The 23,849-nt window shown below is 71.0% G+C and carries 15 protein-coding genes and 1 pseudogene; 10 read left to right on the top strand and 6 right to left on the bottom strand.

All coding sequences use genetic code 11. From position 1 onward, the window contains the following. Window positions 1–29: 29 nt before the first annotated feature. Window positions 30–2,666, top strand: coding sequence for a SpoIIE family protein phosphatase (locus tag AC0693_RS00830; RefSeq protein ID WP_478800689.1), 2,637 nt, complete (start codon window positions 30–32; stop codon window positions 2,664–2,666). 136 nt (window positions 2,667–2,802) lie between these two features. Here the strand turns inward: AC0693_RS00830 and AC0693_RS00825 are convergent, their stop codons facing one another. The 6 genes and pseudogenes from AC0693_RS00825 to AC0693_RS00800 form a co-directional block, all read right to left on the bottom strand. Further along, complete coding sequence (locus AC0693_RS00825; protein ID WP_469317808.1) at window positions 2,803–3,519, bottom strand: PspA/IM30 family protein; 717 nt, start codon at window positions 3,517–3,519, stop codon at window positions 2,803–2,805. Between the two features lie 36 nt (window positions 3,520–3,555). Then, window positions 3,556–5,594, bottom strand: a pseudogene (locus AC0693_RS00820) (TPM domain-containing protein). Between the two features lie 165 nt (window positions 5,595–5,759). Further along, window positions 5,760–6,530: a succinate dehydrogenase/fumarate reductase iron-sulfur subunit gene (locus tag AC0693_RS00815; RefSeq protein ID WP_469317809.1), complete on the bottom strand. Its 771-nt coding sequence runs from the start codon at window positions 6,528–6,530 to the stop codon at window positions 5,760–5,762. Further along, window positions 6,527–8,440: a fumarate reductase/succinate dehydrogenase flavoprotein subunit gene (locus tag AC0693_RS00810; protein ID WP_469317810.1), complete on the bottom strand. Its 1,914-nt coding sequence runs from the start codon at window positions 8,438–8,440 to the stop codon at window positions 6,527–6,529. Before AC0693_RS00810 ends, AC0693_RS00815 begins: the two co-directional genes overlap by 4 nt. A gap of 1 nt (window position 8,441) precedes the next feature. After that, window positions 8,442–9,263: a hypothetical protein gene (locus AC0693_RS00805; protein ID WP_468462879.1), complete on the bottom strand. Its 822-nt coding sequence runs from the start codon at window positions 9,261–9,263 to the stop codon at window positions 8,442–8,444. Window positions 9,264–9,354: 91 nt separating this feature from the next. Then, window positions 9,355–9,576: a hypothetical protein gene (locus tag AC0693_RS00800; RefSeq protein WP_356408859.1), complete on the bottom strand. Its 222-nt coding sequence runs from the start codon at window positions 9,574–9,576 to the stop codon at window positions 9,355–9,357. Window positions 9,577–9,934: 358 nt separating this feature from the next. Between AC0693_RS00800 and AC0693_RS00795 the strand changes: the two genes are divergently transcribed. The 9 genes from AC0693_RS00795 to AC0693_RS00755 all read left to right on the top strand — a co-directional run bounded on the left by AC0693_RS00795 (window position 9,935) and on the right by AC0693_RS00755 (window position 23,836). Next, complete coding sequence (locus AC0693_RS00795) at window positions 9,935–12,430, top strand: ABC transporter family substrate-binding protein (protein ID WP_478800688.1); 2,496 nt, start codon at window positions 9,935–9,937, stop codon at window positions 12,428–12,430. Window positions 12,431–12,745: 315 nt separating this feature from the next. Further along, on the top strand, window positions 12,746–14,644 hold the full coding sequence (gene typA / locus AC0693_RS00790; RefSeq protein ID WP_469339042.1) for a translational GTPase TypA: 1,899 nt from the start codon (window positions 12,746–12,748) through the stop codon (window positions 14,642–14,644). 416 nt (window positions 14,645–15,060) lie between these two features. Beyond that, window positions 15,061–16,707: a peptide ABC transporter substrate-binding protein gene (locus AC0693_RS00785; protein WP_356408851.1), complete on the top strand. Its 1,647-nt coding sequence runs from the start codon at window positions 15,061–15,063 to the stop codon at window positions 16,705–16,707. A gap of 182 nt (window positions 16,708–16,889) precedes the next feature. Beyond that, a complete protein-coding gene (locus AC0693_RS00780) occupies window positions 16,890–17,813 on the top strand; it encodes an ABC transporter permease (protein ID WP_356408849.1) in 924 nt (307 codons plus the stop codon). A 31-nt stretch (window positions 17,814–17,844) separates the two neighbouring features. Beyond that, window positions 17,845–18,777 carry an ABC transporter permease gene (locus tag AC0693_RS00775; RefSeq protein WP_356408846.1) on the top strand — a complete coding sequence of 311 codons (933 nt, stop codon included), beginning with the start codon at window positions 17,845–17,847 and terminating at the stop codon, window positions 18,775–18,777. Between the two features lie 15 nt (window positions 18,778–18,792). Next, window positions 18,793–19,848 carry an ABC transporter ATP-binding protein gene (locus tag AC0693_RS00770; protein WP_469317812.1) on the top strand — a complete coding sequence of 352 codons (1,056 nt, stop codon included), beginning with the start codon at window positions 18,793–18,795 and terminating at the stop codon, window positions 19,846–19,848. After that, window positions 19,841–20,989 carry an ABC transporter ATP-binding protein gene (locus tag AC0693_RS00765; RefSeq protein ID WP_356408841.1) on the top strand — a complete coding sequence of 383 codons (1,149 nt, stop codon included), beginning with the start codon at window positions 19,841–19,843 and terminating at the stop codon, window positions 20,987–20,989. Before AC0693_RS00770 ends, AC0693_RS00765 begins: the two co-directional genes overlap by 8 nt. A gap of 138 nt (window positions 20,990–21,127) precedes the next feature. Continuing rightward, window positions 21,128–22,090 carry a GNAT family N-acetyltransferase gene (locus tag AC0693_RS00760; RefSeq protein WP_478800687.1) on the top strand — a complete coding sequence of 321 codons (963 nt, stop codon included), beginning with the start codon at window positions 21,128–21,130 and terminating at the stop codon, window positions 22,088–22,090. Window positions 22,091–22,207: 117 nt separating this feature from the next. Continuing rightward, complete coding sequence (locus AC0693_RS00755; RefSeq protein ID WP_468462877.1) at window positions 22,208–23,836, top strand: peptide ABC transporter substrate-binding protein; 1,629 nt, start codon at window positions 22,208–22,210, stop codon at window positions 23,834–23,836. Window positions 23,837–23,849: the final 13 nt, after the last annotated feature.

Below are 23,849 nucleotides of genomic sequence, written 5' to 3'. Positions count from 1 at the left end.
GGTTGCGGTGAGCTGGAGGGGACGGTCGCGTGAGCGAAATACCTGCGCAGGCACATCAGGCCCGTGTGGCGGGGGAGGCATGGCACGACTCCCTGTGGCACAGCAGCCCGCCTGGCTCGATATATGACTACATAAAGGTCGCATCCTTCTCGATCGGGCCAGACGGCCTGATCGACCAGTGGAGCCTGCGCGCGGAGGAACTCTTCGGGCTGACCGCCGCCGAAGCGGTGGGACGCGATCCGGTCGACGCCTTCATGCCGCCGGAACTACGCCCCGGCGCGCACCGCCGGGTGGCCGAGATCCTCGACGGCAAGGAGTGGAGCGGCCTGATTCCGTTCCGCCTCCCCGACGGGGACGGCGAACACGGCGTGGCCGAGATCTACGTGATGCCCACCGAGACCCGCACCGCCGAGCGGGCCGCGCTCTGCGTCGTGGTCGACGTACGCGCGCTGCGCCGGATCGAATCCGATCTGGCGGCCTCGCAGGCCATATTCGGTCAATCTCCCTTCGGCTTCCTGCTCTTCGGTACGGACCTCACCGTGCAGCGGGCCAACCGCCGCTTCGCCACCGTCTTCGGCGGCGGCGTCGAGGAACACCGCGGCCGCACCGTCCACGACTACCTGCCCGCGCACGAGGCCGACCGGATGGCCGACGCCCTGCGCCGCGTCCTGGAAACCGGCGAATCCGTCACCGACCTGCGCATCACCGGCGCCGCCCCCGGCAGCCGCGACAACCGCCACTGGTCCATCAACCTCTACCGCGTGCACGGCGGCAACGGGCAGCCCATCGGCGTCGCCGGGCTCGGCACCGACGTCACCCGCCGCCACCTCGCCGCCCGCGAGGCCGCGGGCGTCCGCCGCAACCTCGCCCTCCTCAACGAGGCGGGCCACCGGATCGGGAACTCCCTCGACCTGGAGACCACCGCCCGCGAACTCCTCGACGTGACCGTCCCCGGCTTCTGCGACCTGGCCGCGGTCGACCTCTACCAGGGGCTCCTGCTCGGCGACGACGACCGCGACCGCCCCGCCCGGCCGCACGGCCCCGGCGTTCCCTCGCTCCCCGGGGGCGGCCCCGGGCGCGCGCCGTCCGCGCCGCTGCGCCGGGTCGCCTTCGCCTCCGCCGTCTCCGACGTCCCGCTCGCCGGGCCCGGCCCCGCCGCGCTGGTCTCCGTCGGAGAGGTCCACCGCTACCCGCCCGGCTCGCCCGGCGCCCTGGCCCTGCGCACCGCCCGCCCCCGGCTGCTGGAGGGCACCGGACCCGAAGAGCCCGTCCAGTCCACCCTCGTCGTTCCGCTCGTCGCCCACGACACGGTGGTCGGCCTGGCCCAGTTCTCCCGTACCAAGGGCAGCGAGCCCTTCGGCGAACGCGACCGGGCCGTCGCCGTCGAACTCGCCGCGCGGGCCGCCGTGTGCATCGACAACGCGCGGCTCTACCGGCGCGAACACGAGCGCGCGCTGATACTCCAGCGCAGCCTGCTGCCCCCCGGCGACCCGGCCGCGGCGGGGCTGGACATCGCCTGCCGCTACCTGCCCGGCAACGCGGCGACCGAGGTCGGCGGCGACTGGTTCGACGTCATCGAACTGCCGGGCCACCGCACCGCGCTCGTCGTCGGCGACGTCATGGGCCGCGGCCTGCGGGCCGCCGTCGCCATGGGCGAACTGCGCACCGCCGTACGGACGCTGGCCCTGCTCGACCTGGAACCGGCGGAGGTGCTCACCGCTCTGGACGAGGTCGCCCGCGGCCTCGGCACCCCCGGCGGCTCCCAGCAGACCTCGCGGGCGGCCCTGCAGTCCCGGGACGCCGACCTGTCCGAGGTCTACCTCGCGACCTGCGTCTACGCCGTCTACGACCCGGTGACCAGGCGCTGCACCATCGCCAACGCGGGCCACATGCCGCCCGTCCTGGTCGAACCCGCCGAACCCGGCGGCCCGCCCCGGCCCGCGCTGCTGCTGGAGGTGCCGCCCGGCATGCCGCTCGGGGTCGGCGGCGAACCCTTCGAGGAGGTCGAGGTGGAGCTCCCGGAGGGCGCGCTGCTCGCCCTGTACACCGACGGGCTCGTCGAATCCCGCGACCACCCGCTGGAGGAGGGGCTGCGCGGACTGCGCGAGGCACTGGCCGACCCGGTCCGGCCGCTGGAGGACGTCTGCGACCACGTCCTGGCCACCCTGCACACCCGGCACGGCGAGGACGACATCGCGCTGCTGATGGCCCGGGTCCAGGGCCTGCCGCTCGACGCGGTGGGCGACTGGCAACTGCCGCGCGAGGCCCGCTCGGTGGGGCGGGCGCGGGAACTCGCCCGCGCGAAGCTGCCCGCGTGGGGGCTGGAAGGCCTGCTCGACACGACGGAACTGCTGGTCAGCGAGCTGGTGACGAACGCCCTGCGGTACGGGGAGGGCGAGATCAGGCTGCGGCTGCTGCTGGACCGCACGCTGGTGTGCGAGGTGTGGGACGCGAACCTCGTGCAGCCGAGGCGGCGCCGGGCGCGGGAGACGGACGAGGGCGGGCGCGGTCTGCAACTGGTCGGGCTGCTGTCGGCCGGGTGGGGGACGCGGCGGACGCACCGGGGGAAGACGGTGTGGTTCGAGCTGCCGTTGCCGATGGCGGGGGTGGTGGGGGAGGGGGCCGCCGAGCTGTCGGCGGAGCAGTTGCTCAGCATGTACGGGTGATTCCGGGGCGGGCGGGGGTCCGTGCGGGGGTGCGGGTGGTATTCCCGGGGCTCCGCCCCGGACCCCGCGCCTCAAACGCCGGCGGGGCTGGAAGGGTCGCCTCAAACGCCGGCGGGGCTGACATTGCCCGCCGAGGTCAGGCCGAGCGGGACTTCAGGGCGGCCAGGCGGGCTTCGATCTCCGACTGTTCGGCGAGGTCGTCCAGGGACTCGAACTGGGCGTCCAGTGTGGAGGCGGCGAGTTCCTGCCTGCCCAGGGCCATCGCCTCCTCGCGGCGGACCTTGTCCTCGAAGCGGTGCAGGTCGCTCGTCGGGTCCATCACGTCGATGTTCTTGACCGCGTCCGTCATCGTGTTCTGTGCCTGCGCCGTCTTCGCCCGCGCCACCAGTTCGTCGCGCTTCGCCTGGAGTTCCGTCAGCTTCGTCTTCATCGCGTTGAGCCCGGACTTGAGCTTCTCCACGACCTCCGTCTGCGCGGCGATCGTCGGCTCCGCCGTCTTCGCCTCCTTCTCCGACTGCATCTGGCGGCCCAGCGCGACCTTCGCCAGGTTGTCGAACCTGTCCGCGTCCGCCACGGTGCCGGCCGTGCGGAGTTCGTCGGCCTTGCGGCTGGCGGCGAGGGCCTTGGCGCCCCATTCGGCGGCCGCGTCCACGTCCTGCGCGTGGTCAGCCTCCAGCATCCGCAGGTTGCCGATCGTGGTGGCGACCGCCTGCTCCGCCTCGGAGATGTTGTTCGAGTAGTCCCGGATCAACTGGTCCAGCATCTTCTGCGGGTCTTCCGCCTGGTCCAGCAGCGCGTTGACGTTGGCCTTCGCGAGCTGGGTGACGCGGCCGAGGATGGTCTGCTTGCTCATGGGTGTCCGCTCCTTGTGAGGAAGGTGAGGTCAGCGTCAGAAGCGGCCGCCGCCGCCCATGCGGCCCCGGGTGCCCCCGCCGCCGAAGGAGCCCGGGCCCCGGCCGCCCCCGCCGCCGCCGAAGCCGCCGCTCCCGCCGCGGCCGCCGCCGAGGATCTCGCCGAGGATGATCCCGCCGAGCACCGCGCCGCCCGTGCCGCCCCGCCGGGTGCGGCCGACGTCGCCGAACGGCTCCCGGTACGCCCGTACGTCCGCCTCCGCCAGCTGCTGCGCCTGCCGGGCGAGGGAATCCGCCCGCTGCGCCTCGGCTAGAGCCGCCGACGGGTCGGTGGCCGCGGCCGCCACCGCCCCCTCCAGGTGCCGGTGCGCCTCCGCGAGCCGGGTGCGGGCCCGGCTGCCGACGGCCCCGCGGCTGGTGGTGACGTAGTCCGTGGCCGCGCCGATCGCGCTGCGGGCCGACAGCAGGGCCTGGTCCAGCAGGGCCGCGGCCCGCCGGCCGCCCCTCTCGCGCTCGCGCGCCCCGGTGAGCGCCTCGTCCAGGGCCGCGTCGGCCTCCTCGATCCGGCGCAGGGCGTCGATCGGGTCGTACCGGCCCGCGGCCTGCTCCGCCCGTACGCCGGCCAGTACGGACTCCGCCCGCCCGATCCGGCCCCGCAGGTCCGCCGTGGGGACGCCCTCCGGGGTCCCGCTCAGCAGGCCGCGGGCGTCCGCGAGGTCGCTCTCGGTCTCGTTCAGCGCGCCGGTCAGTTTGCCCGCCGCCTCCGCCAGTTCCCGGGCGCGCCGCTCCACCGCGTCCACGAGCGTGGCCGCCTGGTCGACGGCGCCCTCGGCGGCCCGCACGTGCACCGCCGCCGTGCCGTTGTCCCCGGCGTCGATGGCGGCGCGCGCCTCGCCGAGGCTGGTGGTCGCGAACAGCAGCCGGTCCTCTGCCTCTTCGGCGTTGGCGGCCACCGGGGCGGACGCGGAGTCGGCGTAGCGCCCGGCCAGCGCGGTCAGGGTGGCCTCCGCCGTCGAGGTCCGGCCGGTCAGCGCGCGGACGTGCGCCTCCACGGTCTCCAGCGCCTGCGGGGCGTTCTTCTCCAGGTCCCGAAGCCGGTCGAAGCCGGCCGACTCGGCGTCGAGGCGCCGCCCGGCCTCCGTGCAGCGGGCCACGATCTCGTCCAGCATCCGACGGCGGGTCGCGTCGTCCTCGGGGTGGGCGTCGTCGAGCTGCTGGCGCAGCCGGAAGGCCTGTGTCAGCTCGCCCTTGGCGTAGGCCACGGCCTCGGTGAAGGGGACCGCCGCCGCCTCGCCGAACTGGGCGGTGGCGAAGCCGAGTTCCTCCGTGCTGGTGCGGACCGCGTCGTCGGTCTCCACCAGCAGCGACCTGGACCGCGCGTCGAGGTCGGCGAGCGGGAGCCGGGGCGGGCCCTGCTCGCCCAGCCCGAGCGGGCCGTCGTACCGCGCCCGGGCGCGCCCGTGCCCTTGCGGCGGCGGTAGGCGTAGGCGCCGAGCGCGCCCGCCGCGCCGACCGCGATCACCGGGAGCACGAAGTCGCCGGCGCCGTGCTCGCCGCTCGCCCCGTCCCCGCCGGGATTGGGCACGCCCGGGGTGATCGCGGGGACGGGGACCGGCCGCCCGGCGAGCACGGCGCCGTACCCGTCGGCCGCGCCGATCGCCGCGCCCGCCCAGTCGTTCTCCCGCAAAGCGGGCTCGACGGCGGTCCGGGCGACCTCCGCGAGCTGCTCCTTGGTGAAGCCGGAGTCGACGTCGGCCGAGTAGGCGTACTGCCGGGCACCGGTCGCCACCGCGAGCAGGACGTCGTTCTGCCCCAGGCCGCTGCGCTGCGCGGTGGCGTCGGCCCAGCTCTGGGCGGAGCGGCCGGAGAAGTCGCGCACGTACGCCACGAACAGCTGGATGCGGTGGTCGGCGTAGAGCCGGTCGAGGGCGGCGGCCACGGCGGGTTCGCGATCGCCCAGAGCGCCCACCCGGTCGGTGATCTGGCCCTGCTGCGACAGGGTGACCGGGTCGTCGGCCCGCGCGGCCGGGGCCCCGGCCGCGCCCGCGCAGCCGAGCGCGAGCAGCGCGGCGGCCAGGGCGTGCGCGGCCCGCAGGCGCGCCCGGCAGCGGGTGCCCGGTGCCGTCCTGCTGCGGGGCCTGCGCGTTGACGGGATCACATTCGGGAGGTTATGGGGGGTTCGTCCCCCACGCACCCCGAGCCCCGCCCTCCCGAGCCCGGGCCCGCACCCGGCCCGGCGGCCTCACTCCTTCCGGCGTCCGATCTTCGAGCCCAGCCAGACCAGCGGGTCGTACCTGCGGTCGACCACCCGCTCCTTCAGCGGGATCAGCGCGTTGTCGGTGATCTTGATGCCCTCGGGGCAGACCTCCGAACAGCACTTGGTGATGTTGCAGTAGCCCAGCCCGTGCTCCTCCTGGGCCGCCCGCTTGCGGTCCAGCCCCTGCTCGGCCGCCGCGTCCAGCGGATGCATGTCCAGCTCCGCCACCCGCATCAGGAACCGCGGCCCCGCGAAGGCGGCCTTGTTCTCCTCGTGGTCGCGCACCACGTGACAGGTGTCCTGGCACAGGAAGCACTCGATGCACTTGCGGAACTCCTGCGAGCGCTCCACGTCCACCTGCTGCATCCGGTACGCGCCCGGCGCCACCCCGGGCGGCGGCACGAAGGCCGGGACCTCGCGCGCCTTCGCGTAGTTGAAGGACACGTCCGTCACCAGGTCCCGGACCACCGGGAAGGCCCGCAGCGGAGTGACGGTGATCGTCTCCTCGCGGGAGAAGGTCGACATGCGCGTCATGCACATCAGCCGCGGCCGGCCGTTGACCTCCGCGCTGCACGAGCCGCACTTGCCCGCCTTGCAGTTCCAGCGGACGGCGAGGTCGGAGGCCTGGGTGGCCTGGAGGCGGTGGATGATGTCGAGGACCACCTCGCCGTCGTTCACCTCGACGGTGAAGTCCCGCAGTTCGCCGCCCTCGGCGTCGCCCCGCCAGATCCGGAAACCGGCGTCGTAGCTGCTCACTCGTAGAGCTCCTCTTCGGCGAGGTACTTGACCAGCTCTTCCTTCTCGAAGAGCGCGAGCAGGTCCGGGCGGACGGGCTCGGTCCGGACGCGTTCCAGCACGATCCGGTCGGCCGCCGGGTCGGCGGGCCCCGCCGGGTCCACCGGCACCGGACGGCACAGCAGGTTCACCGGGCGCCAGGCCCGGTCCATGGCCGGGCAGTCCTCCCGGGTGTGGCCGCCGCGGCTCTCGGTCCGCTCCAGGGCGGCCCGGGCCACGCACTCGCTGACCAGCAGCATGTTGCGCAGGTCCAGGGCCAGGTGCCAGCCCGGGTTGAACTGGCGGTGCCCCTCGACCCCGGCGCGGGCCGCCCGTACGCGCAGGCCCGCCAGCCGCTCCAGCGCCTCGGCCATCTCGCCCGCACGCCGGATGATGCCGACCAGGTCGTTCATCGTCTGCTGGAGTTCCTGGTGGAGCGTGTACGGGTTCTCCGCGCCCTCCTCGGCGTGGAAGGGTGCCAGCGCCTCCGCGGCCGCCGCGTCGATCTCGCGCTGTGCCACGGCGGGCGGGGCGGCGGCGAGCCCGGCGGCGTACTCGGCCGCGTGCAGCCCGGCCCGGCGGCCGAAGACCAGCAGGTCGGACAGGGAGTTCCCGCCGAGCCGGTTCGAACCGTGCATCCCGCCCGCGACCTCACCGGCCGCGAAGAGGCCCGGCACGCCCACCGTGGCGGCCGTGTCCGACTCGACGGCGATGCCGCCCATCACGTAGTGACAGGTCGGGCCCACCTCCATCGGCTCGGCGGTGATGTCCACGTCCGCCAGCTCCTTGAACTGGTGGTACATCGACGGCAGCCGCCGCCGGATCCGCTCCGCGGGCATCCGGGTCGACACGTCCAGGAAGACCCCGCCGTGCGGGGAGCCGCGGCCCGCCTTGACCTCGGAGTTGATCGCCCGGGCCACTTCGTCGCGGGGGAGCAGCTCGGGCGGGCGCCGGTTGCGGTCCGGGTCCTCGTACCAGCGGTCGCCCTCCTCCTCCGATTCCGCGTACTTCTCTTTGAAGACGTCCGGGACGTAGTCGAACATGAACCGCTTGCCCTCGCTGTTGCGCAGCACCCCGCCGTCACCGCGCACCGACTCGGTGACGAGGATGCCCTTGACCGAGGGCGGCCAGACCATGCCGGTCGGGTGGAACTGCACGAACTCCATGTTCAGCAGCGGCGCCCCGGCGAGCAGCGCCAGCGCGTGGCCGTCGCCCGTGTACTCCCAGGAGTTGGAGGTCGTCTTGAAGGACTTGCCGATCCCGCCCGTGGCGAGCACCACCGCGGGGGCCTCCAGGACGAAGAAGCGGCCCGACTCGCGCTCGTAGCAGAAGGCGCCGCTGACGCGGGCGCCCTCCTTGAGGACCCGGGTGACCGTGCACTCCTGGAAGACCTTGAGCCGGGCCTCGTGGTCCCCGTACTCCGTGAAGTCCTGCTGCTGGAGCTGGACGATCTTCTGCTGGAGGGTGCGGATCAGCTCCAGGCCGGTCCGGTCGCCCACGTGCGCGAGGCGCGGGTACTCGTGGCCGCCGAAGTTGCGCTGGGAGATCTTCCCGTCGGGCGTCCGGTCGAACAGCGCGCCCCAGGTCTCCAGCTCCCAGACCCGGTCCGGCGCCTCCTTGGCGTGCAGCTCCGCCATCCGCCACTGGTTCAGGAACTTCCCGCCGCGCATCGTGTCGCGGAAGTGGACCTGCCAGTTGTCGCCCTCGTTCACGTTGCCCATGGAGGCGGCGATGCCGCCCTCGGCCATCACCGTGTGGGCCTTGCCGAAGAGCGACTTGCAGATCACGGCGGTACGGGCGCCCCGTTCGCGGGCCTCGATCGCGGCCCGCAGTCCGGCGCCGCCCGCGCCGACCACGACCACGTCCCACTGCTGCCGGTCGACTTGAGCCATGTCAGAAGATCCTCGGGTCGTCGAAGGCACCGCTCGCCAGCAGGTACACGTAGAAGTCGCAGAGCGCGACGCTGACCAGGGAGGCCCAGGCCAGCTGCATGTGACGGGCGTTGAGCCGGCTCACCCAGCCCCACAGCCGGTAGCGCACGGGATGCCGGGAGAAGTGCTTGAGCTTGCCGCCCATGATGTGGCGGCAGGAATGGCAGGACAGCGTGTAGGCCCAGATCAGCGCGATGTTGACGAGGAACAGCAGCGTGCCGAGGCCCATGTGGCCCCACGCGTACCGCTCGTCGCGGAAGGTCAGCACGGTGTCGTAGGTGAGGATGCCCGCGACCGGCACCGCCGCGTAGAAGAAGTAGCGGTGCGCGTTCTGGAGGACCAGCGGGAAGCGGGTCTCGCCGGAGTACGCCGCGTGCGGTTCGGCGACCGCGCAGGCCGGGGGCGAGGCCCAGAAGCCCCGGTAGTAGGCCTTGCGGTAGTAGTAGCAGGTGAGCCGGAAGCCGAGCGGGAAGACCAGGACCAGCAGCGCGGGGGACAGGCCCCACCAGCTTCCGAAGAGGTCCCAGTTGGGACCGCCGCGCATCTCCCGGCAGTTCTCCGCCAGGCACGGCGAGTAGAACGGCGAGACGTACGGGGCGGCGTAGTAGTCGGCGTTGGCGAAGGCCCGCCACGTCGAGTAGACGATGAAGGCGAGCAGCCCGCCCGCGGTGCCGGCGGGGGCCAGCCACCACCGGTCGGTGCGCAGGTGCCGGGCGGCGATCGCGGCGCGCGTGGCGCCGTGCACGCCGCTCGGGGGTCGGGAGGGTTCCGTGCCTGTGGCCAAGGAGGACTCCGGGAGGAGTGGAGGGGTGGCCCGGGAGACCGGCCGCCGGGGGGCGGCGGGCCTGAGGGGGAGTGCCGGGGCGCCGTGCGGCTCAGGGGGCCCGGCGGTCGCGGGAGCCGAGGCCCTCGTCGTCGGAGTCCGTCCACAGCGCGCTGTCGTACGGCGTGTCCGGCACGAACACCGTCCCGTCCTCGCCCGGTGGCTTCGGGGCCGCGGGCGCCTGGCGCGCGACGTCCCGCTCCAGCCGCTCGACCGAGCGGACCAGCTCGTTCAGATTGCGTCGTACGGCGGTCAAATCGTCTTGCAGGGACATGACTTGCCCTCACTTCCGCAGGGTGCGGTGGCAACGCCCATGTGCGCCTGCGAGTGTCGCGCCTGGGGTCGCCGGTTGTGAAGGGACGTGACGGGATTGCGGGCGCGAGGGCCGAAACCGTGCGCCCCCTCTCCGCCGCCCGCGTCCCCCGGCCGGGTGAGCGCACGCCGGTTCCGGGCCCGGGATTGGTCCGCACGGGTGGGGTTCGCGGCGTGGCGCGGGCCGGCTGCGAAAGCTCCGGTGGGTGGTCGATTTCAGTGGGTTCATCACCAGTGTGATCAGCTCCATATACGGCCAAACGTGATCACGTCACCCACCGCGTCCCGCCCCGCTCAGCCCCGCCCCGGAGGTACCACCCATGTCCCAGAGAAGGCGCAGGTCCTTGGCGCTCCTGACCTCGGGAGTCCTCGCACTGCCGCTGCTGACGGGCTGCGGGGCCGATGACGAGGGCGGCCCGGCCGCCGCCGGTCAGGACATCTCGGCCACCACCCGCGACCTGGTGGCCGACGGCGGCTCCGCCCGCTGGGCCGTCGACGCGCTGCCCGAGACGCTCAACGCCTTCCAGGCCGACGCCGACGCCACCACCGCCCGGATCGCCGGCGCCGTCCTGCCGCAGCTCTTCGTGATGGACGCCAAGGGACGCCCCGTCGCCAACCCGGACTTCCTGGAGAAGGCCGAGGTCATCCAGCGCGAGCCCAAGCAGGTCGTGCTGTACAAGCTCAACCAGCAGGCGGTGTGGAGCGACGGCCGGGAGGTCGGCGCACCCGACTTCGTGGCGCAGTGGCGGGCCCTGAACGGCAAGGACTCCGCGTACTGGACGGCCCGCAACGCCGGGTACGACCGGATCGAGAAGATCGAGCGGGGCGCCAACGACCTGGAGGTCAAGGTCACCTTCGCCAAGACCTACGCCGACTGGCGCTCCCTGTTCAGCCCGCTCTACCCCAAGCAGGTCACCGGCAGCCCCGAGGCCTTCAACGAAGGCGCGCGCGGCACCCTCAAGGTCACCGCGGGCCCCTTCAACCTGGGCGCCATCGACAAGAAGACCGGCACCGCGGCCCTCTCCCGCAACCCGCGCTGGTGGGGCCGCCCCGCCAAGCTCGACTCCCTCGTGCTGACCGCCGTCCCCCGCGCCGAGCGGGCCGCCGCGCTCGCCGCCGGGAAGCTGGACCTGGCCGACATCGACCGCGCGGGCGCTGACCGCATCGCCCTCGCGCACCGCGACGCCCCGCCGAAGGGCGGCGGCGGCGCACCCGCCCACGGCCCCGGCGCCGCGGTCACCGCCGCCCAGGCCACGCTCTCCTGGGCGCTCGCCTACGGCGCCGACGAGGGCAAGGCCAAGGACGAGCAGGAGACGCGCCGCAAGAACGCCGAGGCGGCCGCCGACTACGCAGCCCAGCAGAAGGCCCTGCGCTCCTTCACCGTGCGCAAGTCCCTGGAGCCCGCCTACACGCAGCTCGCGCTCAACGGGGCCTCCGGACCGCTGGCCGACGAGCGGGTCCGGCGCGCCGTGGCCCGCGCCCTGGACCGCCAGGCCCTCACCGACATCGTGCTCAAGCCGCTGGGCCTGCCCGCCAAGCCCGTCGGCAGCCACCTGGCCCTGGCCGGGCAGCGGGCGTACGCCGACAACAGCGACGCGCTCGGCGGCCAGGACACCCAGGCCGCCCAGGCCCTCCTCGCCGACGCGGGCTGGCGCAAGGGCGGCAAGCTGACGGAACCCGCGGGCGCCAAGGCCGGCTCCGAGAACGCCAGGAAGGACGACGGGAAGACCCCCGGCCGCCCGGCTGCCCCCGCCGCGGCCCCCCAGGGGGACGGCACCGGCTACGAGGGCGCCTACATCGTCGGCGAGGACGAGCGCAACGGGGCCCGCCCGCCCGCCGCCCTGAACCCCGCCCTGCGCCCGGCGCCGCTGCCGGGCCTGCGGCCCGCCGACCGCCCGGCCCGCCCGGCCGACGAGAGCGCCCACCGGCCCGAGGGCCCGGTCGAACCGCACGAGGGCGGGGTCCCCGAGGGCGAGTACCGCTACGCCCCCGACGGGGAGATCGTCGACGCCGACCGCTTCGCCGCCGGCGCGGAGCGGCCCTCCCCGGTGCTGGCGGCCGTACCGCTCGCCGAACAGCAGGAGAGCGCGCTCCTCGCGCAGGCCGCCGCGGTCGACGACGGCAAGCGCAACCCGTCCCTGGACGCCGAGTCGGCCCCCACCGAGGAGCAGGGCGAGACCAAGGGCAGCCCCGCGCCCGCGCCCGCCAAGCACTCCGTCCGCACCTCCGGCCCCATGCTCGCCAAGGACGGCAAGCCGCTCTCGCTGCGCTTCGTGCTCCCCTCCGGCCCCGGCTCCGAGGCCCTGCGCACGGTCGGCGAGCGGATCTCCCAGATGCTCCAGAAGATCGGCGTCCAGACCGAGCTGACCAAGGTCGCCGACGAGAGCTTCTTCAAGGACCACATCGCCTCGGGCCAGTACGACCTGGCCCTGTACTCCTGGCCCACGACCGCCTTCCCCGCCACGGACGCCCGGCCGATCTTCGCCAAGCCCGCGCCCGCGGCCGACGGCTCGCTGCTCGTCGAGCAGAACTACACCCGGGTCGGCACCGACCGGATCGACCAGCTGTTCGACCAGGCGCTCGGCGAGCTGGACGAGGAGCAGTCCCGCGAGCTGATGCGCAAGGCGGACGCCCGGATCTGGGCCGCCGCCGGCTCCATCCCGCTCTACCAGCGCCCCGAACTGGTGGCCGCCAAGCCGACCCTGGTCAACGCGGGAGCCTTCGGCCTCGGCGCGCCGCGCTTCCAGGACATCGGCTGGCTGAAGCCGGCGAACGGACCGGGCGCGGCGAAGGAAAAGAGCGGGAAGAAGAGCTGACCCGGCCCCGAAGGCCGGGTGAACAAGCTCAGAAGTGACTCAAGTCCCTTGCCCGCCGGTGCACCGGCGGGCAAGGTCGTACGTACCCATTGACCCGCACGAATACCGGCCGGGACCCCCCACCCCATCCCCGGCCGGGCACCGCCCGCGGGGCCGCCGTGCTCAGCCCTCCGGCCCCTTGACAGACCCCCCGGCATGCGTTTCCCGCTGCGCAACGTACGATGGGGTAAGGCCGTGGCAGGTTTTCCGCCCGGCGGGCGCGCGTGCCGGACCGTACGCGACGCCATCCACGATTCCGGGAGAAGCGCCGCCAGTATGACCACGCGCCACGACATTCGTAATGTAGCCATCGTCGCCCACGTCGACCATGGCAAGACGACCCTCGTCGACGCCATGCTGAAGCAGGCAGGTGCCTTCGCCGCCCACCAGCACCTCGACGACCGCATGATGGACTCGAACGACCTGGAGCGCGAGAAGGGCATCACCATTCTCGCGAAGAACACGGCCGTCAAGTACCACCCGAAGGAGGGTGGCGCGCCGATCACGATCAACATCATCGACACCCCGGGCCACGCCGACTTCGGTGGCGAGGTCGAGCGCGGTCTGTCGATGGTGGACGCGGTCGTCCTCCTCGTCGACGCCTCCGAGGGCCCGCTGCCGCAGACGCGCTTCGTGCTCCGCAAGGCGCTGCAGGCGAAGATGCCCGTCATCCTCTGCATCAACAAGACCGACCGCCCCGACTCGCGGATCGACGAGGTCGTCAACGAGACGTACGACCTCTTCCTCGACCTCGACGCGGACGAGGAGCAGATCGAGTTCCCGATCGTCTACGCCTGCGCCCGTGACGGCGTCGCCTCGCTGACCAAGCCGGAGGACGGCACCGTCCCGGCCGACAGCGAGAACCTGGAGCCGTTCTTCTCGACGATCCTGGCGCACGTGCCGGCCCCCGAGTACGACGAGGCCGCCCCGCTCCAGGCCCACGTCACCAACCTGGACGCCGACAACTTCCTGGGCCGCATCGCCCTGGTCCGCGTCGAGCAGGGCGAGCTGCGCAAGGGCCAGACCGTCACCTGGATCAAGCGCGACGGCACGCAGTCCAACGTCCGCATCACCGAGCTCCTCATGACCGAGGCGCTCACCCGCAAGCCCGCCGAGGTGGCGGGCCCGGGTGACATCTGCGCGGTCGCCGGTTTCCCCGACATCATGATCGGCGAGACCCTGGCCGACCCGGAGAACCCGATCGCGCTCCCGCTGATCACGGTCGACGAGCCCGCGATCTCCATGACCATCGGTACGAACACCTCCCCGATGGTCGGCCGCGGCGGCAGCGGCAAGGGCGCGGACGCCAAGTCCGCCGTCAAGGACCGCAAGGTCACCGCCCGTCAGGTCAAGGACCGTCTGGACCGCGAGCTGATCGGCAACGTCTCGCTCCGCGTCCTGGACACCGAGCGCCCCGACGCCTGGGAGGTGCAGGGCCGCGGTGAGCTGGCGCTGGCCATCCTGGTCGAGCAGATGCGCCGCGAGGGCTTCGAGCTGACCATCGGCAAGCCGCAGGTCGTCACGCAGGTCGTCGACGGCAAGGTGCACGAGCCGGTCGAGCGCATGACCATCGACGTCCCCGAGGAGCACATGGGCGCCGTCACGCAGCTCATGGGCGTCCGCAAGGGCCGCATGGACAACATGTCGAACCACGGCTCCGGCTGGGTCCGCATGGAGTTCGTCGTCCCGTCGCGCGGCCTCATCGGCTTCCGTACGGAGTTCCTCACCAACACCCGCGGCACCGGCATCGCGCACTCGATCCACGAGGGCCTGGAGCCGTGGTTCGGCGAGTTGAAGACCCGTAACAACGGTTCGCTGGTCGCCGACCGCGCCGGTTCGGTCACGCCGTTCGCGATGATCAACCTGCAGGAGCGCGGCGTCCTGTTCACCGAGCCCGGCACCGAGGTGTACGAGGGCATGATCATCGGCGAGAACTCGCGCGCCGACGACATGGACGTGAACATCACCAAGGAGAAGAAGCTCACCAACATGCGTGCGGCTTCCGCGGACAACACGGAGAACGTGGTGCCCCCGCGCAGGCTGTCGCTGGAGCAGTCCCTGGAGTTCTGCCGCGACGACGAATGCGTCGAGGTGACCCCGGAGGCCGTCCGCATCCGTAAGGTCGTCCTGGACCAGAAGGAGCGCGGTCGTACGTCCTCGCGCGCCAAGCGCTAGCCGTCGCGAGCGTCGCGATGTGTGATGCGGCCCCTTCTCCACGGTCTCCGTGGTGGAGGGGCCGTTTGCCTTTGTCAAGCGGATTGTCTCGTTCTGGTGTCCGCATATCGGGCATCACACTCCGGAAGGTGTACTAACCGTCCGTTTCGCGGGTGTCTGTCTAGACTCAGTTTGTCCGTATATCGGGCTACTGACCTGTACTGATGTTGTCAAAACGAGACCCTTTAGGTGTGGTTTACGGGTCGGCAGTACTTAATAGTTGGCACCAAGCTCGGGTCAATGGGTCACGCACTGTGGGGAGTGTCGACTCACGAGCACACTGTGGGTAACTCATCGCGTCATCGCTGTCAGGGGTGTCAGCGTGCGACCGGGTGCCCCGTCTTGTTGTGACAAGTGGACTCATGAGGAGGAAACCCATGCGTGGTGCCAAGAGCGCCAAGTGGGTCGCGGGCGCGGCAATCATTGCCCTCGCCGCGACTGCCTGTGGTGGTAGCGGGGACAAGAAGGACGATGCGGGCAAGGGTGGCGGCACGTTCCGCCTCGGTATCACCGAGCCCACCGCGATCGACCCGTACAACACGCAGGAGTCTGAGGGCGCACTGGTCGCGCACAACCTCTTCACCGGCCTGTACAGCGCGACGCCGGACGGCAAGCTGAAGCCGGCCCTGGCCGAGTCGTTCAACACGAGCGACGACGGCAAGATCTGGACCTTCAAGATCAAGGCCGGCACCAAGTTCACCAACGGTGAAGTGGTCGACGCCGAGGCGTTCATCCGCGGCTGGACCCGCACCGTCGCGAAGGCCTCGGCCTCCGACGTGGCGTACCCGATGGACGGAATCGTCGGCTACAAGGAGCTCAACGGCGGCACCAGCGAGAAGTTCGCCGGTCTGTCGGCTCCGGACGCCAACACCCTGAAGGTCGAGCTGTCCGCGCCCGACTTCGAGTTCGACAAGAAGACCGTTCACACGGCCTTCAGCCCCGTTCCGAAGGCCGCCGGCGCCGCCACCAACAAGGCGTACAACGACGCTCCCATCGGCAACGGCCCCTTCAAGATGGAGGGTTCGTGGCAGCACAACAAGTCCATCACCATGGTCCGTAACGACGACTACGGCCTGGAGAAGGCGAAGCTCGACAAGGTCGAGATCTCGATCCTCAACTCGGCCAACGCCGCGACCCTGGAGTACCAGGGCTACCAGTCCGGCACCTTCGACTGGGCCCGTATGCCCACGCCGCAGATGCCGGTCGCCAAGGCCAAGTACCAGGCCAAGAAGCAGTGGATCGAAGCCGACACCTCGGGTATCAACTACCTGGTCGCCTTCAACCAGACCGCTCCGCTGAACAACGCCGACGCGCGCAAGGCGATCTCGTACGCGATCGACCGGGAAGCCATCGCCAAGGGCGTCTTCCAGGGCATGCAGAAGCCCGCCACCTCGGTCCTGCCGCCGTCCTTCGCGGACACGTACCAGGACGGTGTCTGCACCTCCTGCGTCAAGCAGGACAAGGACAAGGCCAAGGAGTACGCGGCCAAGGGCAACCTGAAGCCGGGCACCGTCCTGGACTTCGGCTACAACACCGGTGGCGGCCACGAAGAGTGGGTCCAGGCCGTCGCGCAGCAGCTGAAGGACGTCCTCGGCCTCGAGGTCAAGCTGAACGGCAAGCCGTTCAAGGAGGCCCTGGCCCAGCAGCAGGACAAGGCGACGGGCGGCATCTGGCGCTCGGCGTGGGGCGCGGACTACCCGACCCCGGACAACTTCCTGTTCCCGCTGCTCGACACCGGCTCGATCAACGAGGACCCGGCGACGGGCAAGGCCCAGGGTGACAACCGCGGCCGCTACAGCAACCCGAAGTTCGACGAGCTGATCACCAAGGCCCGCGGCACCAAGGACCCGGCCGCTCGCGCCGCGGTCTACAAGGAAGCCGAGAAGATCGCGGTGAACGACGACCAGGCGCTCATCCCGCTCTGGAAGCGCACGCAGTACCGTCTCGCCAACATGGACAAGTTCACCAACGTGAACCTGGACTTCTTCGAGGACCCGAACCTCGCGGAGATCGCCGCCAAGTAGGCGCACTTCTTCACCAGTAGGTAGGCGAGGGCCGTGGGGGTCGGAGTTACTACTTCGGTCTCCACGGCCTTTGCTCAGTCCCGGGCGCACCCCTCATCTCTCCCGTTCCGCGCCCGGATGCGGCCAATCTCCCGATCGGATGATGCCGCCAACCCCCACGCTCAGTATGTGAAGGAGGCATCGTGGGCAGATATGTGATCCGGCGGCTCGGACAGATGGTGGTCGTCCTCTTCGGTGCGACGATTATTCTCTTTGGCTGTCTCTTCGTGCTTCCGGGCGACCCGGTGGGCTCGCTCGGCGGTGACAAGGCCCGCGACCCGGCAGTGGTGGAAGCGCTCCGTGAACGCTACGGACTCAACGACCCCCTGCCGGTCCAGTACGGCAACTTCGTCAAGAACCTCGCGCAGGGCGACCTCGGTGAGGACTTCACCCAGCGGCGCCCCGTGACCGAGGTCCTGCAGCCCAAGCTCGTGAACACCGCGGAGCTCGCGCTGGCGGCCATCGTCCTCGACATCGCGATCGGCCTGTTCGCCGGCCTGATCGCCGCGCTGTTCAGATACTCCTTCTGGGACGTACTGATCACGCTCCTCACCACCATGGCCGTCGGTTTCCCGTCCTTCGTGATCGGAATGGTGTTCCAGAAGGTCTTCGTGATCCAGCTCGAATGGGTCCCGCTGATCTCGGACGGCACGATGAAGTCGCTCATCCTGCCTGCCCTCACGCTCGCGATCCTCGACGCGGCGCTCGTGGCGAGGCTCATGCGCGGCACCATGCTCGAGGTGCTGCGGGCCGACTACGTCAAGACGGCCATCGCCAAGGGTCTGCCGCGGCGGACCGTGCTCTTCAAGCACGTCATGCGGAACTCGATCATCCCGGTCATCACGTACCTGGGTATCTCCTTCGGCTCGCTGCTCGGTGGCGCACTCATCACCGAGGCGATCTTCAACTGGGACGGCATCGGGCTCGCCCTGGTGCAGGCGGTTCAGCAGCAGAACAACCCGATCATCATCGGTGTGGTGTCCTTCGGCGTCGCCGTGTTCGTTCTGCTGAACCTCATCGTCGACCTCTTGTACGCGGTCCTCGACCCCCGCATCCGTCTCGCCTGATCCCAGGCAGCCCGTTCTAGGAGTCATACCCATGACCGAGCTCACCAAGAGCACATCGGTGGCGGGGGACGCGACCGCCGCGGCAGGGGGAGCGAAGGCCGTCGAGGCCGAACCCGCCATCGCGCGCGTCACCCAGTGGGGCGAGATCCGCCACCGCTTCCTCGCCAACAAGCTGGCCATCGTCGGTCTCGGCCTCGTCCTCGCGCTGTTCGCGGTCGCGCTGTTCGCACCGCTGATCGCGCCGCACGACCCGTACCACCAGGACCTGACCAACACCCTGCAGAACCCGGGCGGCGCACACCTGCTCGGTACGGACGCGCTCGGCCGCGACCAGCTCTCGCGCCTGATCTACGGCAGCCGCATCGCGGTCATCGTCGGTCTCGCGTCGATCTTCCTGGCCTGTGCGATCGGCATCCTCATCGGCGCCGTGGCCGGTTACTTCGGCCGCGCCACCGACTCGGTCCTGATGCGCATCGCCGACGTGTTCTTCGCGTTCCCGCTGCTCATCGGCGCCATCGTGATCATCATCGTGATGGGCCGTGGCGTCATGCCGGTGATCATCTCGCTGGCCGTCTTCTCGTGGCCGACGGTCTCCCGTCTGCTGCGCAGCTCGATCCTGTCGGTCCGCGAGGCCGACTACGTGCTGGCCGCGCGCGCCCTCGGCGCGGGCACCCGCCGGGTCATCATGCGCCACATCCTGCCCAACTCCATCGCCGCCGTGATGGCGTACGCCGCCTTCAGCGTCGGCGGAGCCATCGTGGCCGAGGCGTCGCTGTCCTTCCTGGGCGTCGGCGTCAGCCCGGAGGTCCCGGAGTGGGGCAACATGCTGGCCGGCGCCAAGGACTTCATGGGTGTCAAGGACTACCTGTGGACCTACCCCAGCATCGCGATCGTGCTGACGGTTCTTGGCTTCGTTTTCGTCGGCGACGGGCTCCGCGACGCCCTCGACCCGAAGCTGCGCTAGAAGGGCGGCCCCACAATGACTACTTCAAGCGTCACAGCAGAAGTGCCCCAGCAGAGGGCATCCGACGCCGATGCGCCCGTCCTCGAAGTGCGTGACCTGCACGTCGAGTTCAAGACCCGCGAAGGCGTGGTCAAGGCCGTCAACGGCGTCAACTACAGCGTCTCCTCAGGCGAGACGCTGGCCGTGCTCGGTGAGTCCGGTTCCGGCAAGTCCGTGACCGCACAGGCCATCATGGGCATCCTCGACTCGCCCCCCGGGCGGGTCTCCCAGGGCGAGATCCTCTTCAAGGGCCAGGACATCCTGCAGCTCCCGGAGAGCGAGCGGCGCAAGCTGCGCGGCCCGAAGATGGCGATGATCTTCCAGGACGCGCTCTCCGCGCTGAACCCGGTGTTCTCCGTCGGCAACCAGCTGGGCGAGATGTTCCGCGTCCACCAGGGCATGTCGAAGAAGGACGCCAAGGCGAAGTCCATCGAGCTGATGGAGCGGGTGAAGATCCCGGCTGCCCGCAGCCGCGTCAACGACTACCCGCACCAGTTCTCCGGCGGCATGCGCCAGCGCATCATGATCGCGATGGCGCTCGCCCTGGAGCCCGACCTGATCATCGCGGACGAGCCCACCACGGCGCTCGACGTGACGGTCCAGGCCCAGGTCATGGACCTGCTCGCGGACCTGCAGCGCGAGTACAACATGGGTCTGATCCTGATCACCCACGACCTCGGCGTCGTCGCCGACGTCGCGGACAAGATCGCCGTGATGTACGCCGGCCGCATCGTCGAGCAGGCTCCGGTCCACGAGCTGTACGGGCGCCCCGCGCACCCCTACACCCGTGGTCTGCTGGACTCGATCCCGCGTCTGGACCAAAAGGGCGAAGAGCTCTACGCGATCAAGGGGCTGCCGCCCAACCTGCTCAAGATCCCGTCGGGCTGCGCCTTCAACCCGCGCTGCCCGAAGGCGCAGGACATCTGTCGCACGGAGTCCCCGGCCCTCATGCCGGTGACCGAGCGCGACGGCATCGAACTGGTCGGCCGCGGCAGCGCCTGCCACTTCTGGGAGGAGCAGCTCCATGGCTGAGCTGGGCAAGAAGGACGCCGCCGTGGAAGACGCCACCCCGAGCCTGGCCGAGGTCGACGTCGTCGACATCGCGTCCGAGGACGCGGCCCTGGAGGCCATCGAGGCGCCCGTGGACCGCGGCGAGCCGATCCTTCAGGTGCGCAACCTGGTCAAGCACTTCCCGCTGACCCAGGGCATCCTCTTCAAGAAGCAGATCGGCGCGGTCCGCGCGGTGGACGGGGTCTCCTTCGACCTCCACCAGGGCGAGACCCTCGGCATCGTCGGCGAGTCGGGCTGCGGCAAGTCGACCGTCGCCAAGCTGCTGATGCTGCTGGAGACGGCCACGTCCGGCGAGGTGTTCTACAAGGGCACGGACATCACCAAGCTGTCGGGGAAGGCCCTCAAGGCCGTCCGCCGCAACATCCAGATGGTGTTCCAGGACCCGTACACCTCGCTGAACCCGCGCATGACGGTCGGCGACATCATCGGCGAGCCCTTCGAGATCCACCCCGAGGTGGCTCCCAAGGGCGACCGGCGCCGCAAGGTCCAGGAACTCCTGGACGTCGTGGGCCTGAACCCCGAGTACATCAACCGCTACCCGCACCAGTTCTCCGGCGGCCAGCGCCAGCGCATCGGCATCGCCCGCGGCCTCGCGCTCAACCCGGAGATCATCATCTGCGACGAGCCCGTCTCGGCGCTCGACGTGTCGGTGCAGGCGCAGGTCATCAACCTGATGGCGAAGCTGCAGGACGAGTTCAACCTCTCCTACATCTTCATCGCGCACGACCTCTCCATCGTCCGGCACATCTCCGACCGCGTCGGCGTGATGTACCTGGGCAAGATGGCCGAGATCGGCAGCGACCGCCAGATCTACGACCACCCGACCCACCCGTACACGCAGGCACTGCTCTCCGCCGTGCCCGTGCCGGACCCGACGGCCCGCGAGGGTCGCGACCGGATCATCCTGTCGGGCGAGATCCCCTCCCCGGCCAACCCGCCCTCGGGCTGCCGCTTCCGCACCCGCTGCTGGAAGGCCGAGGACAAGTGCGCCAGCGAGGAGCCCCTGCTCGCGATCCCGGAGCGCTTCAAGGGCCAGGACTCCCCGGCCGCGCACGAGTCCGCGTGCCACTTCGCCGAGGAGAAGGCCGTCCTGGCCGTCTGACCTCCGCGCGACCGAGCGCCCGGTACCGGATCACCTCCGGTACCGGGCGCTTCCGCGTTCCCGACCGCTCGGAAGACCGGCCCCCTGATAGGGGAAACCCGCGTTGCGTCCGCGTCACCGCCCCCCGAGAGTGGAGCGATGCTGACCGTACGCCCCGCGGGGCCCGGAGACGCCGGTGACATCTGCGCCCTGCTGAACACCGTCGACCGGATCGAGACCGGCGGGCCGCAGACCGACCTCCGCACGGTCGAGACCGACCTCCACCACCGCGACGTGGACCTGGCCGCCGACTCCTGGCTCGCCTTCGACGGCGGGCGGCCCGTCGCCTACGCCCTGCTGCGGGCGGACTCCGGGCCGGGCCTGATCGACGCCGACCACTACGTCCTGCCCGACCGGCAGGCCGCCGGCGCCCGGCTGCTGGAGCTGATGGAGGCCCGCGCCCGGGACATGGCCGCCGCGGTGCCCGGCGCCCGGCTGCGGCTCCAGCTGAACGTCCGGCCCACCCTGGACCTCGACCTGATCACCGGCTACGGCTGGCGCGCCGTCCGCCGCCACCAGGTGATGACCCTCGACGTCGCCACCGGCCCGCGCAGCCTCCCGGCGCCGCCCGCGGGCCTCCCGGGCCTGACCCTGCGCCACTGCGCCGCCGACCCGGCCGACCCCCGCCGGGCCCACGCCCTCGTCGAGGACACCTTCGCCGCGCACTTCGGGCACGTGGAGCGCGCGTACGGACCCTGGCTGGACCACCTCGACGCCCGCGACCTGGACTGGTCCCTGGTGTGGATCGCGAGCCTGCCCGCCGCGGGCGACGTCGGCGTCCTGCTCACGCGCGACGACCGGACGTCCATGGGCTGGCTCAGCCACATCGGCGTACGGGCGGACCAGCGCGGCCGGGGGATCGGCGGCCACCTGCTGCGCCACGGCTTCGCCGTCTACGCGGCGCGCGGCCGCAGCACGGTCGGCCTCGGCGTCGACACCGCCAACGAGAGCGGCGCCCTCGGCCTCTACGAGCGCCACGGCATGGCGGTGCACTACGCCGTGGACACCTGGGAACTGCCCCTGGGAGAGCCCCGCGAACCGCCCGTCCACCCGCAGGAGTGACAGGCGTCCCCCGGGCGTGCCCAATCGGGCGCGCTCGGCGTGCGCGTGCCTGCGCAGGGGGTGACATTGGGTCTCCAGTGAGTCTCGGTGAGTCTCGGGAGCCCAAGGAGGCACTCCATGCGCGGAGCCACCCACGCCAAGTGGGCCGCTTGTGCGGTCGCCGTCGCCCTCACGGCGACGGCCTGCGGCGGCGGGAGCGACAGCGGCGGGGGCGGTGGCGCCGGCATCATCAGCTCCTCCTGGGGAGACCCGCAGAACCCGCTGGAGCCCGCCAACACCAACGAGGTGCAGGGCGGCAAGGTCCTCGACATGCTCTTCCGGGGCCTCAAGCGCTACGACCCGAAGACCGGTGAGGCCAAGAACATGGTCGCCGAGAAGATCGAGACGACCGACAGCCAGAACTTCACGATCACGCTGAAGGACGGCTGGAAGTTCAGCAACGACGAGCCGGTCACGGCCCAGTCCTTCGTCGACGCCTGGAACTACGCGGCGGACGTGCGCAACAAGCAGAACAACTCGCCCTTCTTCTCGGACATCGTCGGCTACGCCGACCTGCACCCCGAGTCCGGCGAACCCAAGGGCAAGACGATGTCGGGCCTGGTCGTCAAGGACGCCAAGACCTTCACGGTCGCCCTCAAGGAGAAGTTCTCCACCTGGCCCGACACCCTCGGCTACCAGGCGTTCTCCCCGCTGCCCAAGGCCTTCTTCACCGACCACGCGGGCTGGCTGGGCAAGCCGGTCGGCAACGGCCCGTACACGGTGGACTCCTACACCAAGGGCACCGCGATCAAGATGCGCACGTGGGACGGGTACACGGGCCCGGACAAGGCGCAGAACGGCGGCGTGGACCTCAAGGTCTACACGGACAACAACACCGCCTACACGGACCTGATCTCCGGCAACCTCGACCTCGTCGACGACGTCCCGGCGCAGCAGCTGAAGAACGTCAAGAAGGACCTGGGCGACCGGTACATCAACCAGCCCGCCCTGATCCTCCAGACGGTGACCTTCCCGCTGTACGACCCCGCCTGGGGCAAGCCCGGCATGGAGAAGGTCCGCCGCGGCGTCTCGATGGCGATCAACCGCGACGAGATCACCAAGCAGATCTTCCAGGGCACCCGCACCCCCGCCAAGGACTGGACCTCCGCGGCCCTCGGCGCCAAGGGCGGCTACTCCGCCACCGCGTGCGGCGACGCCTGCACCTTCGACCCGGCGCAGGCCAAGAAGCTCATCGAGGAGGGCGGCGGCCTTCCCGGCGGGAAGATCACGCTCACCTCGAACGTCGACACCGGCTCGCACCGCGAGTGGATGGACGCCGTCTGCAACAGCATCAACAACGCGCTGGGCAAGGGCGCGGTCTGCACGGTCAACCCCGTCGGCACCTTCGCGGACTTCCGCAACCAGCAGAGCGCCTTCAAGCTGACCGGCCCCTTCCGCTCCGGCTGGCAGGCCGACTACCCGCTGATCCAGAACTTCCTGGAGCCGCTGTACTACACGGGCGCCTCCTCGAACTACGGGAAGTTCGACAACAAGGACTTCGACAAGCTCATCGACGAGGCGAACCAGGAGAGCGACACGGCCAAGGCGACGGCGAAGTTCCAGGACGCGGAGAAGATCCTCGCCGAGCAGATGCCGTCCATTCCGCTCTGGTACCAGAACGGCAGCGCGGGCTTCTCGGAGCGCGTCTCGAACGTCGCCCTCAACCAGTTCAGCGTGCCCGTCTACGACCAGATCAAGGTCGGCTGACCGTCCCGCCAGA

This window comes from Streptomyces sp. NPDC043876 (assembly GCF_056435825.1).
This window is presented reverse-complemented; position numbering and strand designations above follow the sequence as displayed.

Excerpts from the sequence above, each read along its gene's own strand:
- AC0693_RS00825 (WP_469317808.1), bottom strand. The coding sequence starts at position 3,519 with ATGAGCAAGCAGACCATCCTCGGCCGCGTCACCCAGCTCGCGAAGGCC.
- AC0693_RS00810 (WP_469317810.1), bottom strand. The coding sequence starts at position 8,440 with ATGGCTCAAGTCGACCGGCAGCAGTGGGACGTGGTCGTGGTCGGCGCG.
- AC0693_RS00800 (WP_356408859.1), bottom strand. The coding sequence starts at position 9,576 with ATGTCCCTGCAAGACGATTTGACCGCCGTACGACGCAATCTGAACGAG.
- AC0693_RS00795 (WP_478800688.1), top strand. The coding sequence starts at position 9,935 with ATGTCCCAGAGAAGGCGCAGGTCCTTGGCGCTCCTGACCTCGGGAGTC.
- typA (WP_469339042.1), top strand. The coding sequence starts at position 12,746 with ATGACCACGCGCCACGACATTCGTAATGTAGCCATCGTCGCCCACGTC.
- AC0693_RS00785 (WP_356408851.1), top strand. The coding sequence starts at position 15,061 with ATGCGTGGTGCCAAGAGCGCCAAGTGGGTCGCGGGCGCGGCAATCATT.
- AC0693_RS00775 (WP_356408846.1), top strand. The coding sequence starts at position 17,845 with ATGACCGAGCTCACCAAGAGCACATCGGTGGCGGGGGACGCGACCGCC.
- AC0693_RS00770 (WP_469317812.1), top strand. The coding sequence starts at position 18,793 with ATGACTACTTCAAGCGTCACAGCAGAAGTGCCCCAGCAGAGGGCATCC.
- AC0693_RS00765 (WP_356408841.1), top strand. The coding sequence starts at position 19,841 with ATGGCTGAGCTGGGCAAGAAGGACGCCGCCGTGGAAGACGCCACCCCG.
- AC0693_RS00760 (WP_478800687.1), top strand. The coding sequence starts at position 21,128 with ATGCTGACCGTACGCCCCGCGGGGCCCGGAGACGCCGGTGACATCTGC.
- AC0693_RS00755 (WP_468462877.1), top strand. The coding sequence starts at position 22,208 with ATGCGCGGAGCCACCCACGCCAAGTGGGCCGCTTGTGCGGTCGCCGTC.